The organism is Pseudomonas sp. NPDC008258, from assembly GCF_042956345.1.
GTDB lineage: Bacteria > Pseudomonadota > Gammaproteobacteria > Pseudomonadales > Pseudomonadaceae > Aquipseudomonas.
Genome location: NZ_JBIBGE010000003.1, coordinates 247,768 through 261,812, shown reverse-complemented (window position 1 = coordinate 261,812; position 14,045 = coordinate 247,768). Strand labels below are relative to the sequence as shown.

The window sequence follows — 14,045 nt, the reverse complement described above, 5'->3', positions numbered from 1 at the left end:
GGCGCGAGTAGTATTTGCCCTACTGAAAAGCGGAGACGAGTATCGATCAAAAGCCGCTTAAAAAACTTCCCTAAAACCATAGAATCTCCCACAGGGACTGCGAGATTGCTGAAGTTGGCGCTGTACCTGTGGGAGCTGGCTTGCCGGCGATGGGCTGCAAAGCAGCCCCGGGGGCATTGGCGCCCGATTTGCCATAGCTGTCAACCGGGGGTACCCCTTAGTGGGAATTGCCCAGCCGGTTACCGCCGCATAGATTTCATCCCCATCAAGCCGGCCGTCGAGCCCGCCACGCTTCGCTTCCTGGTTCTGCCTCCTGACACCAACAATAACGTGAGGATGAACAAATGACGTCCAGTAGTGCACCCGCTCCAGCGCTCAAACCGACGCTAAGCGTCGCTGATGTAGTCGCCATCACCGTTTCTTCGGTAACACCCGCCAGTTCGGTTTTCGTCATCGCGCCATTTGCCATCGCCCAGGCCGGCACCGGGGTCATCTGGGCCTTCATGCTGGGCGGTGTGCTGGCGCTGATGTTTGCGCTTTGCTACGCCGAACTGGGCCGTGCGCACAGCGCGGCAGGCGGTGAGTACGTGTTTGCCAAGCGGGTATTCGGCGGCATGGCTGGCTATGCCACCTTCCTCACCGCGCTGGCGATGCTGGTGTTCATTCCACCGGTCCTGGCCACAGGGGCCGCCACTTACCTGAATGCGGCGCTGGGCACCCAGCTTGACGGGCAGGCGGTGGCCTTGGTGATTGTCACCCTGGGTTACCTGCTGGCTATCCTCAACATCAAGCTGAACGCATGGGTTACCGGCATCTGCCTGCTGCTTGAAGTGGCGGCATTGATGGTGATTGTGGTGCTGGGTTTCGGCCATGCCCAGCAGCCGGTCAGTAGCCTGGTCAGCCCGTTGGTGCTCGACAACGGCATGCTGCACGCTGCCCCCTGGGCACTGGTGGTTGGCGCGATCGGCACCGCGCTGTTCTCGTTCAACGGCTATGGCGGCGCCGTGCTGCTGGCCGAGGACATGAAGTGCGGCGGCCGCGGTATCCCCAAGGCGGTGCTGTGGTCACTGGTGCTGTTGGTGGCCATCGAAGTGATCCCACTGGTGGCGCTTTTGATCGGCGCCCCCTCGCTGGCCGAGCTGACGTCGTTCACGGTACTGCTGATTCTCTGCGTGTACCTGGTGGTGGGCTTGTGCGCACTGTTCAGCCGGGTGCTGCGCCGCGACCGTGAGCACCCGTACCGCATGCCGCTGTGGCCGCTGCCGGCACTGGTGGCCGTGACCGGTGCCGGTTACCTGCTGACGACCCTGCTGGCTGCGGCGTCAGCCCGGGACATTTTCATCATCGTTGGAATCTTGCTTGTCTCGGGGTTGCTGTACGGCACCTATGGCAAGTTGAGCCCAGCCTTCCAGAAACTTTGAGCGAGAAACACGATGCGAGCACGCGATTTCGGCATCACCCTGGGCCTTGGCCAGCCAGGCCAGCACAATGCCATTACCGATGTACCCGGTGTACGGGTTGGCCATGCCACCCTGAACACCACCCGTGCCGGCAAACCGGTGCGTACCGGGGTCAGTATCATCGAGCCGCGGGAGGGCCCGGCGCGCTATCAGCCCTGTTTTGCCGGCTGCCATGTACTGAACGGCAATGGTGATGCCACTGGCCTTGAGTGGATTCGCGAAGCAGGCCTGCTGACCACGGCCATTGCCACCACCAACACGCACAGCGTCGGCGTGGTACGTGACGCACTGATTGCCCATGAGCATGCGACCCTGGCGGACCACGCGACGTACTGGTGCATGCCCGTGGTGATGGAGACCTATGACGGGGTGCTGAACGATATCTGGGGCCAGCATGTCAATGCCGACCTGGTGCAGCAGGCGCTGGGTGCAGCCCGCAGCGGGCCGGTGGTGGAGGGTGCGGTTGGTGGTGGTACCGGCATGATCTGCCATGAGTTCAAGGGCGGTATCGGCACTGCATCGCGGGTAGTGCCGGCCGGGCAGGGTGGCTGGACGGTGGGTGCTTTTGTCCAGGCCAACCATGGCCAGCGCCGCGACCTGCGGGTGGATGGTTACCCGGTCGGCAGGGTGTTGCATGACCTGCCTTCGCCATTCGACCTGCAGGACACCCCGGGCATGGGCTCGATCGTGGTGGTGCTGGCCACTGATGCCCCGTTGCTGCCGCACCAGTGCCAGCGCCTGGCGCAACGGGCGGCACTGGGGATTGCCCGCACGGGGGGCGGCACCGATGACTCCAGTGGTGATATCTTCCTGGCGTTTTCGACGGGTAATACGGGGCTTGCACCTGCCGATTACAACCGTCGCGACCTGCCTGTGACGGCGCAGGTGGCGATGGTCAACAACGACCATATTTCGCCGCTGTTCGCCGCTGCGGCCGAGGCGGTGGAAGAGGCGATTGTCAATGCGATCCTGGCGGGATGCCCGATGCAGACTGAGGACGGGCGCGAGGTGCCAGGCCTGAACGGGGAGCGCTTGCTGACTGCGCTCAGGCAAGTGGGCTGGCAGGCCCAGGATGCTTCCTTTAACGAGTGATCAGCATGATCTCTGTGGGAGCGGGCGCGTCGAGGCGTCGAACCGCCGCGAAGAGTCCAACGCGGTGCATGGCACCGGCTGCGCCGGTGTTCGCGGGCATGCCCGCTCCCACAGAGTCCTGCGATAACCTAAAGGTTGTGTGTACGCCAGGCGGGTTCGGACAAACGCTCGACAAAAAAATCGGCCAATGCCTGCACCTTGCGCGGCCGGCTGCGCGCCGAGGGCGTGACAAAAAACAACCCGCCCTGGGTCATGCTCCATTCGGGCAGAAGCCGTTCCAGGCGGCCATCGGCCAGGTATTCAGCGGCAATGAACTCCGGGAGCTCGGCAATCGCCAGACCCGCCAGCAACGGCGCCACCAGGGCATCGGAGTTGGTAACCCGTAGCGGCCCACGCGGTGTCACATCCTGCTCCGTGCCATCGTGGTGGGTAAAGCGCCACACCTGGCTGCGGGCGCGGTAGGCGTAGCTCATGCAGGCATGCTCGGCCAGATCGCGCGGATGTGCCGGGCGGCCATGCTCGGCAAGATACCCGGGTGCCGCCAGCAAATACTGGGTCACCGGGCAGATACGCCGCGCCACCAGTGAAGAGTCGGGCAGTGCGGCAATCCGCAGTGCGGCATCAAAGCCGTCGGCCACAAGGTCAACCGTCGAGTCGGACAAATGCAGGTCCAGCTCCAGCCCTGGGTAACGCGCCAGCAGTTCGGGCAGCAATGGCGCGACCCAGCGCAGGCCGAATGACATGGGTACCGCCAGCCGCACCAGGCCGCGCGGCTGTAGCGACAGCTCCAGCGCCTCGCTTTCCATTTCCTCGGCCTGGCGATAAAGCGCGCTGGCCTGTTCGACCATGCGCTGGCCGAACTCTGTTAGCGACAGCTGGCGCGAGGTGCGGTTGAACAAGCGCCCACCCAGGCGTTCTTCCAGGCGGGCGACTGCGCGTGAAACCGTGGGCACTGACACCCCCATGGCGCGTGATGCCGCTGCGTAGGAGCCTTCTTCAGCCACCTTGGCAAACATCGCCAACCCTTCGAAATCCGGGATTCTTGCCATTTCAATTCTGCAATGATGAGTTTCAAATGATTCTATTTTGAAAGTAAGCGCAAGTCGATACGCTTCTCCCCACAGCAACTCACCAACCTGACGGGAGAAACACCATGAGCAAGAAACTCGAAGGCAAGATTGCACTGGTCACTGGCGGCACTACCGGCATCGGCCTGGCCACCGCCAAACGCTTTGCCGAAGAAGGCGCGCATGTTTACATCACCGGCCGCCGCCAGGCGGAGCTGGACAAGGCAGTGGCGCTGGTTGGCAACGCTACCGGGGTTGCGGTCGACTCCACTCGCCTGGACCAGCTGGACCAACTGTATGCCCGCATTGAACAGCAGCATGGGCGCCTGGACGTACTGTTTGCCAACGCTGGCGGCGGGTCGATGTTGCCGCTGGGCGACATTACCGAAGCGCACTATGACGATACCTTTGATCGTAATGTGAAAGGTGTGCTGTTCACCGTGCAAAAGGCACTACCACTGTTGGCGCGCAACGCTTCGGTCATCCTGACCGGCTCTACGGCAGGCAGCTCTGGCACCGCGGCGTTCAGTGTGTACTCCGCCTCCAAGGCCGCCGTACGCGCCTTGGCCCGCAGCTGGATTCTGGACCTCAAGGACCGCGGGGTTCGGGTCAATACCCTCAGCCCCGGCGCAACCCGTACGCCTGGCCTGGTCGACCTCGCAGGCCCGGATGCGCAGCAACAGCAGGGCCTGCTCGACTACCTGGCCGCGCAAGTGCCGCTGGGCCGGGTAGGGGAACCGTTGGAAATCGCCAACGCGGCGGTGTTCCTGGCCAGCGACGATGCCAGCTTCGTCAACGGTGCCGAGCTGTTCGTGGATGGCGGCCAGGCGCAGATCTGAGGGGTCGACCCAGGCGCGGAGGCGGCAGGTGCCGCCTTTCGCCGCTGGAGTACAGGTGTACTCCTTTCGAGAAGCGCTTGAACGCGGGGCATGATCAGTGCTCTCATCCCGCGCCTGCGCTTATTGGTATTGAACGATGAACCGCCCGCTGTTTGTTGCCATCGATGGCCCCAAAGGTACCGGCAAGACCACACTGCTGGAGGCTGTGACGCAAGCCCTGAGACTGGAAGGGTGCAAGGTGGTGCGCCTGTGCGAGAGAAACAACGACCCCTACCGCGGCGAAACCATGGTACTGGTCAACAGGCTCGCCCGAAGCCCATGCCAGCAGCTGGAATATCAGGTTTGCGAGCGTTTTGCCGAGAGCCGCGCCTGGATTTCCCGTACGGTACTGCCCAGGCAGCCCGCTGACAGCATCATCCTGATCGATCGCTGGTACCCCTCTGACGCGGCGTTTCGCCGTACCGTGCCGTTTGCGCAGATCCTGCAACTGAACCTTGAGCGCGGCGTGCAAGTGCCCGATTTGCATGTTGGCGTTGTCACTGCCCCTGAAACCTCATGGGCACGGGCTGCGGCGCGCAATCGTGGGCTGGGCAGTACGGTGATCCACACGCTGGATGAACAGGTTGCCAGCACCGACGCGTTCGAGCGAGCGGTTGCCGAGCATGGCTGGGTGCTGTGCCGCAATGAAGGCACTGTCGACCAGGCAACCCGGCAGGTAGTGGGCGAAATACTGGCAGTGCTGCGCAACGCGTAAGTTCGGCCGACAAGCCGATCTTGCTGTCAGTACTGGCTTTGAAAACCCGTATCGCCGCCGGCACGTACATGCTGTTGCGGATCTGCATGTACTGATCGAGGCGCTGTTTGATGGCGCGCAGGGCACGGTGGCAGCCATGCTGGAACGTTTTCATGGCGACTTCACGATGGTCACCCCAGGCGGTGCCCAGATCGGCCTTGACGACGTCGCATCGCTGTTTGCGCAACGCGCAGGCGCTGAGCCAGGTTTGAGCATTGAGCTCTGCGGGCTTGAAACGATTGCGCAGTGGCCAGAGGGGGCGGTGGTTCGCTACCGCGAGACGCACCATTTGGCCGGTCAACCCGCGAAGACGCGGGTCTCGACCGCTGTGTTCAGTGATGAAGGCGGGCGCCCCTTGTGGCGCCATCTGCAGGAAACCTGGGCAGCCTGAAACGCGCGCATGGTAATGCCAAAGCCGCTTCCCTTCCCGGAAGCGGCCCCATCCTACTTCGCGGTAAAACCGGCGAAGCGCTTGTTGAAGCCTGCCACACGGCCTTCGGCCTTGGCTTTACGCTCCTGACCGGTGTAGACCGGGTGCGAAGCGCTGGAAACGTCGAGCGTGACATAGGGGTAGCTGACACCATCGGTGTGCACGTGAGTCTTGTCGGTATCGATGGTCGAACCAATCAGCCAGAAGGCATTGGCAGCCACGTCGTGAAACAGGACGGGGCGGTAGTCGGGGTGAATGCCGGGTTTCATTTCGAGCTCCTTGGTGAATGTTATATAGTAACAAAATAAACGAAGTTGCGATTGATTTGCAACAACCTGGGGTTCATGCCTCGATCGACGAGTGATGTCCGGTGATCAGCCACTGATCATCGATCCGTTCAAAGGTGAACAGAAACCGCGCCGGTACCACGCGCTGTGCACCCTGGTCGCGATAGACGAAGGTGTAGAGCCCACCCACCACCACGGTGCCGAGCTTGCGGCTGACCCGCTTCTTGAACACCTGGATGTCACATACCAGGCCGTCATTGGCCAGGAAGTTGTCGAAGTAGTTGCGGCGGCTGTCGTTGCAGTCCCGTACCTGGTTGGACAGGGTGGGTACCAGGATGGCGTCTGGCGCATACAGCGCCAGCACCTGATCAACGTCACGTGTGGCCACCGTTGCCGCCCAGCGGTAGAGCGCGGCCTTGGCACCTGCCAGGCAGGCCAGTTCGGTATCGGCGTAGGGTTCAGCGAGGGTGGGGGAGACGGCGGTTGCGCTCATGTGGCTTACCTGAGGTTCAAGAGGATGAGTGGCAAGGTCATGCCAAGTACGATAACGTGTTATAACATAACACTATCGACACAGGTTTCGGATCATGTTTCTCAAGTGCAGGCAGCTGCTGGGCAGTAGACGCGGGGACGCCCGCCCATGAGCGCTATCCTTGTCAGGAATGCCCGCCTGGTGAATGAAGGCCAGGTGTTCGAGGCCGATGTCCTGGTTGCCCATGGGCGAATCGAAAAAATCGCCAGCAGCATCGAGGGCATGAATGCCCCCGTTGAAATCGATGCCCTAGGGCGGTGGCTGGTGCCCGGAATGATCGACGACCAGGTGCACTTTCGCGAACCCGGGGCCACGCACAAGGGCAGCATGGCCAGTGAGTCACGGGCCGCGGTCGCCGGTGGCATCACCAGCTTCATGGACATGCCCAATACCAACCCGGCGACCTTGACCCTGGCAGCCCTTGACGACAAGAAGGCCCGCGCCGCGGCGTCATCGGTGGCCAATTACGGCTTTCACTTTGGCGTGAGCAACGACAACCTCGAGACCATCGCCCGGCTGGACCCGCGGCAGATTGCCGGGGTAAAGGTATTCATGGGCGCCTCTACCGGGGACATGCTTGTCGACGACCCCAAGGTACTCGAGCGGCTTTTTTCCTGTGTGCCGACGGTATTGCTGGCGCACTGCGAGCACACGCCCTCCATCCTCGCCAACGAAGCTCGCTACCGAGAACAGTTCGGTGATTTCATCCCGCCGGCCATGCACCCGCTCATCCGCGACGCCAACGCCTGCTGGCGCTCGTCCAGCCTGGCCGTCGAGCTGGCAAACCGCTTCGGCACACGCCTGCATGTGCTGCACCTGACTACTGCCAAGGAGCTGCAACTGTTTGAGCCTGGTGCACTGGCCAACAAGCTGATCACCGCTGAGGTGTGCGCGCACCACCTGCTGTTCGATGACCGCGACTATGCAAGCCTTGGCAACCTCATCAAATGCAACCCGGCGATCAAGGCCCGCGCCGACCGCGACGCCTTGCGCCTGGCACTGCTGGAAGATCGCATCGATGTAATCGGCACCGATCATGCCCCGCATACCCTGGAAGAAAAAAAGCGCCCTTATGCCTTGGCACCTTCCGGCCTGCCACTGGTGCAGCATGCGCTGCCGGCGCTGTTCGAACTGGTCGAGCAGGGCCTGCTGCCGATCACCCAGCTGGTGCGTAAAACCAGCCATGCGGTCGCCGAATTGTTCGCGATTCAGGAGCGTGGTTACCTGCGCGAAGGCTATTGGGCGGACCTGGCCCTTATCGAACGCCTTGACGTGCCAAGGCCGGTCAGCCTGGACCCGGTGCTTGCCCACTGCCAGTGGACGCCCTTCCAGCACCATCGGCTGCGCCACCGCGTGGTGACCACGATTGTGTCCGGCCAGTTGGCCTGGCATGAGCATAGGCTGCACGAGCACTGCCAGGGTTTGCCACTGGCGTTCCATGCACAGCGGCGCTGAGCCTCAACCTGACAACGCGAGATGACTGCAATGACTGACCAGGAACTGCTCTGTATGCCGGAAGCGGCCTACATGGATGCCTCACAGCTGGGCTTTTTCCGCGACCTGCTGCTTTTGCAACGTACCGAGTTGCAAGCACGGATTTCCAGTGAGTTCGAGCTCATGCGCATTTTCGAGCCCAGCAGCGACCCTTCGGACCTGGGCACGGTCGAGGAGCATCGGCAATGGCAGCTGCGCCTGCTGGAGCGGGAGAAGAAGCTGCTGGACAAGATCGATGAAGCACTGGAGCGGATTGCCCGCGGTGAGTACGGGTGGTGCAAGGATACCGGCGAACCCATCGGGCTGAAGCGGTTGCTGCTGCGCCCGACGGCGACGTTGTGCATCGAAGCGAAAGAGCGTCAGGAGCGCCGGGAGCGGCATATTCGCGAAGGTTGAAGATTTTGAATAAGACAGTTGCTCCCACAGGTATGCTGTCAACTCGAAGCCAGCACAGTACCTGTGGGAGCGGGCGCGCCCGCGAATCAGGCGACACGGAGCCTGCAGGAGTCACGCACCCTGGCGGTCGATGTCGCGTCGCAACACCACCGAGGTAGTGATGTCATCCACCGATTCATGGCGTGCCACGTTGTCGCGCACCTGATTGAGGTCGTCGATGGTGCGGGTTTCGACTTCAACTACCAGGTCCAGTTGCCCGCTCACCGACGACACCCGCCGCACGCGCGCATCCGTTGCCAGTTGGTCAAGCAGCCCCATGGCCGGCGTGCGCTGCAACGTTACCAGCAGGATCGCGCGGATCACGTTGGCGTCTATTTCGCCAATATCGGCGCGGTAACCGCGAATGATCCCGCTGCGCTCAAGGCTGGCTACCCGCTCGGTGGTGGCGCTTCTGGACAGGCCGATGCGGCCGGCTAACGCCTTCAGCGCAATGCGCGCGTCCTTCGAAAGTACTTCAAGAATCTCACGATCTTTTGCGTCCAGGTCACGCATTGCACCACCTAATGAGCTCGCCGTCTTTATGCCGGCCTGAACCGGCATAATGCCTGTTGATCCCGACCGTATGCAGGGTGTCGGTTTCGGCAGTGCATGACAAGCTATTGAAAAAACAATTTGCTCGCTCGGAACGTGATGATATGACAGACCTTTCCCACCCGGCACCTCGGTTCTCGGCAAGTGATGCCGAGGGCCTTGCAAAAGACTTGTTCAATGTCACCGGCACGGCAACGCCCCTGGACGGAGAGCGTGACCGCAACTACCGCTTGCAGACCGGCGTGGATGCAGGCTGGATCCTGAAAATCGTCAATGCCAGTGAGCCCAGGGTAGAAAGCGAGTTCCAAACCGCGCTGCTCGGTCACCTGGCAGTGCATGGCGCCCACCTGGGCGTGCCGCACTTGCGGGCCAGTGTGGCTGGCGACTTTTTGCCGTCGGTGGCCGCTGCCTGCGGTGAAAACCACGCCGTGCGCCTGGTCAGCTGGTTGCCGGGCACTCCGCTGGCAGAGGCCAGGCGCAGCATGGCATTGATGGGCAACTTCGGCCGGGCGCTGGGTGAGCTGGACCGTGCCCTGCAGGGTTTCATGCACCCGGGCGCCGTGCGTGAACTGGACTGGGACCTGCGCCATGCGGCGCGCTCGCGTTCGCGGCTGCACTTCATCAACAGCGCCGAACGCCGGGCCATTGCCGAGCGCTTTATCACCCGCTTCGAACAGACGGTACAGCCCAGGCTGGCCTCGCTTCGGGCACAGGTGATCCACAACGATGCCAACGACTGGAACATCCTGGTCGATGCCGAAACCACCACCAATGTGACAGGCTTCATCGACTTCGGCGATGCCGTGCACACCGTGCTGATTGCCGAAGTGGCAATTGCCAGTGCGTACGCCATCCTCGACATGGACGACCCGATCGGCGCGGCGGCCGCGCTGGTTGCCGGTTTCCATGAGAAGTACCCGCTGCAGGCACAAGAGCTTGATGTGCTGTTCGACCTGATCGCCATGCGGCTGGTCATCAGCGTCACGTTCTCTGCTTCCCGGCAGGCGCAGACCGATGACAACCCCTACCTGGCAATCAGTGAGGCGCCTGCCTGGCGCCTGCTGGAGCAACTGGACTCGATGAACCCCCGGCTGGCTACCGGCATTTTGCGCAAGGCCTGTGGTTTCGACGCCATCGAAGGTGCCGGGGATATCCGCCGCTGGATTGCCGCCAACCAGAAAACCTTTGCCGACCTGGTGCGCCCGTCCGCAGCCATCCTGAACAAAGTGATCGCGCCGTTTGGCGACGCCAGCCACGAAATGACCATTGCCTCGGCCCAGCAGCGCCCTGCCGATGCAACCCGCTGGTGGGACGCGTTCTCTGCTGCGCACAACGTGCCGCTGGCCATCGGGCCATGGGGAGAGTTGCGCACCATCTATACCGACAGCGCCTTTGAATCGCGTTTCATCAAGGGGCAGCGGCGTACGCTGCACGTGGGGGTCGACCTGGTAATGCCAGCAGGCACGCCGTTGTACGCACCGGTCGCGGGTACCGTGAAAAGTGTCGAGGTAGAACCCGACCCGCTGGGTTACGGTGGCCTGGTGATGATCGAGCACGCCCCGCCAGGTTGCCCGCCATTCCTGACCCTGTGGGGGCACATGGCCCACGAGGCACTCGGCCGCCTGCGGGTGGGTGACCACCTCGAAGCCGGCGACCTGGTCGGCTACATGGGCGCAGACCACGAAAACGGTGGCTGGATTCCACACCTGCACCTGCAGATGACTACCGATACCCGGCTGGCCGCCAGCGAAGTGATTGGCGTGGGTGAGCCCGAGTACCGCGAAGTGTGGGCGGACCTGTTCCCGGATGCCTCGGCCCTGGCCGGTATCCCACCGGAAACCTACCAGCAGCAGGGCATGACCAAGGCGCAGATCATTGCCAGGCGCAAGGAGCTGCTGCTACCGAACCTGTCCATTTCCTACTCCGACCCGATAAAGTTCGTGCGCGGTGATGGCGTGTGGCTGATCGATAACTTCGGGCGGGCCTACCTGGACTGCTTCAACAACGTCTGCCACCTGGGCCATGGCCACCCCGACGTGGTCGAAGCCCTGACCCGCCAGGCGGCACTGCTCAACACCAACACCCGCTACCTGCACGACAACATCGTCGAGTACGCCGAGCGGCTGACCGGCACGCTGCCCGAGGGCCTTTGCGTAGCCTCGTTCGGCTGTTCGGGCAGCGAAGCCAACAGCCTGATGTTGCGCATGGCGCGCAACTACACCGGCAGTGACCAGGCAATCGTACTGGACTGGGCCTATCACGGCACCACGCAAGAACTGATCGACCTGAGCCCTTACAAGTACAAGCGCAAAGCCGGCAAGGGAAGGGCGGCGCACGTTTACGAGGCCGTGGTCCCGGAAAGCTACTACGCCCCCGAGCACTGGCCATTGGAGGAGCACGGCAAGCGCTTTGCCGAATCGGTGGCCGAGCAGCTGCAGGCCATGCGCAAGGCCGGCAAGCGCCCCGGGTTCTTCCTCGCAGAGTCGATCCCCAGCGTGGCGGGGCAGGTGTTCCTGCCCGAGCACTACCTCAAGGAGGTGTACGCCATGGTGCGTGCCGAGGGCGGGCTGTGCCTGGCCGATGAGGTGCAGGTCGGGTTTGGCCGTGTGGGTAGCCATTGGTGGGCGTTCGAGACGCAAGGCGTGGTGCCGGATGCGGTCACCATGGGCAAACCGATCGGCAACGGCCACCCGATGTCGGCGGTGGTGACCACGCGTGAGGTTGCCGATGCGTTCAACAACGGCATGGAGTACTTCAACACCTTTGCCGGCAACCCGGTGTCGTGCGCGGTGGGCCTGGCGGTACTCGATGCCATCGAGCGCGATCAGTTGAAGGCAAATGCCTTGTCCGTCGGCAACTACCTGCTTGAAGGTTTCCGTAGGCTTCAGCAGCAGTTCGAGGTGATTGGTGATGTGCGCGGGCTGGGCCTGTTCCTCGGTATCGTGCTGGTCACCGACCGCAAATCGAAGGCCCCGGCCACGGCCTTGGCCAGGCAGGTGGCGGATGGCGCCAGGGAGCGCGGCGTGTTGATCGGTACCGAAGGCCCGCATGACAACGTGTTGAAAATGCGTCCTTCGATGATCTTCAGCCGCGCCAATGCCGATTTCCTGTTGGAGGTGCTGAAGGACAGCTTTACTGCGGCACTGAAGTAACCGCTGCTGCTGCCTGAACGGGCCTCATCGCCGGCAAGCCAGCTCCCACATGGACCGCGTTGGCCTCAAGAGCCATACAGTACTTGTGGGAGATTGCCCAGCCCATTGGGCTGCGCTGTCGCGCAGAGAACTGATGCCGGGCACACCGCGTACCTGTGGGAGCGGGCGAGCCCGCGAACACCGGCGCAGCCGGTGCCATGCACCGCGTTGGATTCTTCGCGGGCACGCCCGCTCCCACAGGGTCCCTGCTAAATCAGTAAGTGATGCGCAGTTCTATGGGAGCTGGCTTGCCGGCGATGGCCTGCGCAGCGGGCCCGTACTACCAAATGGTCATCACAAGGCCTTCTGCCGGTCAATATCACGCCGCAACACCACTGCAGTAGTGATGTCGTCCACCGAATCATGGCACGCCACCCCATCACGCACCCGGTTCAAATCATCAATTGTCCGCGCTTCAACCTCGATCACCAGGTCCAGTTGCCCGCTGACCGACGAAACCCTTTTCACCTGGGCGTTCTGCGCCAGCAGGTCCAGCAGCCCGAGCGCCGGTGTGCGCTTGAGTGATACCAGGATGATCGCCCGTATGACATTGGCATCGATCTCACCAATATCGGCACGGTATCCCCGAATCACCCCGCTGCGCTCAAGATTTAACACCCGCTCGCTGGTGGCACTTCTGGACAGGCCGATTCTTGCTGCAAGTGCCTTGAGCGCGACACGTGCTTCCTTGGAAAGTATCTCGAGAATTTCCCGATCCTTGACGTCTAGTTCGCGCAATGCTGACACTCCTGGCCGATCACCGGTAAAGGGCCGGCCAGCCCCGCACAGTGCAGGTGCAAACCAGCTGAATACTTGCTACTTGGTAGTGCATGGCAAGACACTACTTGAGTTTTTGCAAGGCACGAAGTAGCACCGACATTATGTCGGTCGGTTCCGGCAATGTGCCCGTCGAACACGCACATTGCAGGGTGCTTTCAAGGTTTCAGTATGCAAAGCTTTCGTTGAAGGTTGGGGCCTTGGCGCCCAGGACAATAAGAAATACAAACTTCCAAGGAGTGCCTCGATGCTGGCAAGAAAAACCAGAATGCTATTGGCTTCCACCGCTGTAGCGGCGGTTGCACTGTTCGCCCATGGTGCAGTGCAAGCCGATGACCTGCAGGCCATTCAAGAGTCGAAGGTACTGCGCGTGGCAATGAGCGGGCAGTATTCCCCGTTCAGCTTCGCCAATGAAAAAAATGAAATTGTCGGTTTCGACGCCTCCATAGGCGAGGCACTTGCCCAACGCCTGGGCGTAAAGATCAAGATCATCACTACACCGTTCGACGGCATTATCGCCGGGCTGCTGGCCAAGAAGTACGACGCTGTGATTGCCTCGATGACCATCACCCCCGAACGCCTGAAAGCGGTTGACTTTGTCGGGCCTTATTACCATGCCGGCCGTACCATCGGCGTAAAGGACGATTCGCCGATCAAGGGGCTGGAAGACCTCAAGGATGTCACGGTTGGCGTCACCCTGGGCGACTCGCATGACAAATGGGCACGCGCGCGCGGCAACTTGAAAGTGCGCACTTACAAGGGCTTGCCGGAAATGCTGGTGGACCTTGATGCCGGGCGCATCGATGCAGTGGTCATGGACAGCATACCGGTCATGGTTGCCGTGAAAGAGACTGGGCAGAAAGTGCGGATTATCAGTTTGCCAGACGATCAGGGCGGTCGCGAGGGCCTGGGCATTGCCATCCGTAGAAACAACCCGGAACTCAAGGCCCAGTTGCAGAAGGCGCTGGACGACATCCTCGCCGATGGCACTTACAAAGAAATCTCGATGAAATGGGTGGGTAGCGATATTCGCTGATATCTACCTGTAATGGCCCGACCGTTGGGTTGGGCCGGGGTGGCAGATTTTGTGAGTGGC

Annotated in this window: 14 protein-coding genes; 9 read left to right on the top strand and 5 right to left on the bottom strand. The window is 61.9% G+C overall.

Annotated features, from left to right (window positions below; genetic code table 11):
* Window positions 1-344: 344 nt before the first annotated feature.
* Together ACFY9W_RS04115 and ACFY9W_RS04110 are read left to right on the top strand one after the other, a co-directional pair.
* Complete coding sequence (locus ACFY9W_RS04115; protein ID WP_391126129.1) at window positions 345-1,421, top strand: amino acid permease; 1,077 nt, start codon at window positions 345-347, stop codon at window positions 1,419-1,421.
* A gap of 12 nt (window positions 1,422-1,433) precedes the next feature.
* On the top strand, window positions 1,434-2,552 hold the full coding sequence (locus tag ACFY9W_RS04110; RefSeq protein WP_391126126.1) for a P1 family peptidase: 1,119 nt from the start codon (window positions 1,434-1,436) through the stop codon (window positions 2,550-2,552).
* Window positions 2,553-2,680: 128 nt separating this feature from the next.
* Here ACFY9W_RS04110 and ACFY9W_RS04105 read toward each other — a convergent pair whose 3' ends face one another.
* Window positions 2,681-3,601, bottom strand: a complete 921-nt coding sequence (locus ACFY9W_RS04105; protein ID WP_391126124.1) for a LysR substrate-binding domain-containing protein — start codon at window positions 3,599-3,601, stop codon at window positions 2,681-2,683.
* Between the two features lie 104 nt (window positions 3,602-3,705).
* Here ACFY9W_RS04105 and ACFY9W_RS04100 point away from each other — a divergent pair, with 104 nt between their 5' ends.
* The 3 genes from ACFY9W_RS04100 to ACFY9W_RS04090 all read left to right on the top strand — a co-directional run bounded on the left by ACFY9W_RS04100 (window position 3,706) and on the right by ACFY9W_RS04090 (window position 5,642).
* On the top strand, window positions 3,706-4,458 hold the full coding sequence (locus ACFY9W_RS04100; protein WP_391126121.1) for an SDR family oxidoreductase: 753 nt from the start codon (window positions 3,706-3,708) through the stop codon (window positions 4,456-4,458).
* 136 nt (window positions 4,459-4,594) lie between these two features.
* Entirely contained in the window at window positions 4,595-5,212 is a 618-nt protein-coding gene (locus ACFY9W_RS04095; protein WP_391126118.1) for a dTMP kinase, read from the top strand.
* A gap of 136 nt (window positions 5,213-5,348) precedes the next feature.
* Window positions 5,349-5,642 carry a DUF4440 domain-containing protein gene (locus tag ACFY9W_RS04090; protein WP_391126115.1) on the top strand — a complete coding sequence of 98 codons (294 nt, stop codon included), beginning with the start codon at window positions 5,349-5,351 and terminating at the stop codon, window positions 5,640-5,642.
* A gap of 53 nt (window positions 5,643-5,695) precedes the next feature.
* Here ACFY9W_RS04090 and ACFY9W_RS04085 read toward each other — a convergent pair whose 3' ends face one another.
* On the bottom strand, window positions 5,696-5,950 hold the full coding sequence (locus ACFY9W_RS04085; RefSeq protein WP_391126112.1) for a type B 50S ribosomal protein L31: 255 nt from the start codon (window positions 5,948-5,950) through the stop codon (window positions 5,696-5,698).
* 73 nt (window positions 5,951-6,023) lie between these two features.
* Window positions 6,024-6,461 (bottom strand): DUF4440 domain-containing protein, encoded by a 438-nt coding sequence (locus tag ACFY9W_RS04080; RefSeq protein ID WP_391126109.1) that lies wholly within the window; start codon window positions 6,459-6,461, stop codon window positions 6,024-6,026.
* Window positions 6,462-6,608: 147 nt separating this feature from the next.
* On the opposite strand from ACFY9W_RS04080, the gene ACFY9W_RS04075 reads away from it, so the two are divergent.
* On the top strand, window positions 6,609-7,955 hold the full coding sequence (locus ACFY9W_RS04075) for a dihydroorotase (protein WP_391126106.1): 1,347 nt from the start codon (window positions 6,609-6,611) through the stop codon (window positions 7,953-7,955).
* A 30-nt stretch (window positions 7,956-7,985) separates the two neighbouring features.
* Window positions 7,986-8,390, top strand: coding sequence for an RNA polymerase-binding protein DksA (dksA, locus tag ACFY9W_RS04070; protein WP_391126103.1), 405 nt, complete (start codon window positions 7,986-7,988; stop codon window positions 8,388-8,390).
* A 111-nt stretch (window positions 8,391-8,501) separates the two neighbouring features.
* On the opposite strand, the gene ACFY9W_RS04065 is transcribed toward dksA, so the two are convergent.
* A complete protein-coding gene (locus ACFY9W_RS04065) occupies window positions 8,502-8,942 on the bottom strand; it encodes a winged helix-turn-helix transcriptional regulator (protein ID WP_391126100.1) in 441 nt (146 codons plus the stop codon).
* Between the two features lie 143 nt (window positions 8,943-9,085).
* Here ACFY9W_RS04065 and ACFY9W_RS04060 point away from each other — a divergent pair, with 143 nt between their 5' ends.
* A complete protein-coding gene (locus ACFY9W_RS04060; RefSeq protein WP_391126098.1) occupies window positions 9,086-12,133 on the top strand; it encodes an aminotransferase class III-fold pyridoxal phosphate-dependent enzyme in 3,048 nt (1,015 codons plus the stop codon).
* 333 nt (window positions 12,134-12,466) lie between these two features.
* Here ACFY9W_RS04060 and ACFY9W_RS04055 read toward each other — a convergent pair whose 3' ends face one another.
* Complete coding sequence (locus ACFY9W_RS04055) at window positions 12,467-12,910, bottom strand: winged helix-turn-helix transcriptional regulator (RefSeq protein WP_391126096.1); 444 nt, start codon at window positions 12,908-12,910, stop codon at window positions 12,467-12,469.
* Between the two features lie 307 nt (window positions 12,911-13,217).
* Here ACFY9W_RS04055 and ACFY9W_RS04050 point away from each other — a divergent pair, with 307 nt between their 5' ends.
* On the top strand, window positions 13,218-13,985 hold the full coding sequence (locus ACFY9W_RS04050) for a transporter substrate-binding domain-containing protein (RefSeq protein ID WP_391126093.1): 768 nt from the start codon (window positions 13,218-13,220) through the stop codon (window positions 13,983-13,985).
* Window positions 13,986-14,045 lie beyond the last annotated feature (60 nt).

Coding starts and splice junctions, on each gene's coding strand:
- ACFY9W_RS04050 (WP_391126093.1), top strand. CDS start 13,218: ATGCTATTGGCTTCCACCGCTGTAGCGGCGGTTGCACTGTTCGCCCAT.
- ACFY9W_RS04095 (WP_391126118.1), top strand. CDS start 4,595: ATGAACCGCCCGCTGTTTGTTGCCATCGATGGCCCCAAAGGTACCGGC.
- ACFY9W_RS04105 (WP_391126124.1), bottom strand. CDS start 3,601: ATGGCAAGAATCCCGGATTTCGAAGGGTTGGCGATGTTTGCCAAGGTG.
- dksA (WP_391126103.1), top strand. CDS start 7,986: ATGACTGACCAGGAACTGCTCTGTATGCCGGAAGCGGCCTACATGGAT.
- ACFY9W_RS04115 (WP_391126129.1), top strand. CDS start 345: ATGACGTCCAGTAGTGCACCCGCTCCAGCGCTCAAACCGACGCTAAGC.
- ACFY9W_RS04090 (WP_391126115.1), top strand. CDS start 5,349: ATGCTGGAACGTTTTCATGGCGACTTCACGATGGTCACCCCAGGCGGT.
- ACFY9W_RS04080 (WP_391126109.1), bottom strand. CDS start 6,461: ATGAGCGCAACCGCCGTCTCCCCCACCCTCGCTGAACCCTACGCCGAT.
- ACFY9W_RS04065 (WP_391126100.1), bottom strand. CDS start 8,942: ATGCGTGACCTGGACGCAAAAGATCGTGAGATTCTTGAAGTACTTTCG.
- ACFY9W_RS04075 (WP_391126106.1), top strand. CDS start 6,609: ATGAGCGCTATCCTTGTCAGGAATGCCCGCCTGGTGAATGAAGGCCAG.
- ACFY9W_RS04100 (WP_391126121.1), top strand. CDS start 3,706: ATGAGCAAGAAACTCGAAGGCAAGATTGCACTGGTCACTGGCGGCACT.
- ACFY9W_RS04060 (WP_391126098.1), top strand. CDS start 9,086: ATGACAGACCTTTCCCACCCGGCACCTCGGTTCTCGGCAAGTGATGCC.
- ACFY9W_RS04085 (WP_391126112.1), bottom strand. CDS start 5,950: ATGAAACCCGGCATTCACCCCGACTACCGCCCCGTCCTGTTTCACGAC.
- ACFY9W_RS04110 (WP_391126126.1), top strand. CDS start 1,434: ATGCGAGCACGCGATTTCGGCATCACCCTGGGCCTTGGCCAGCCAGGC.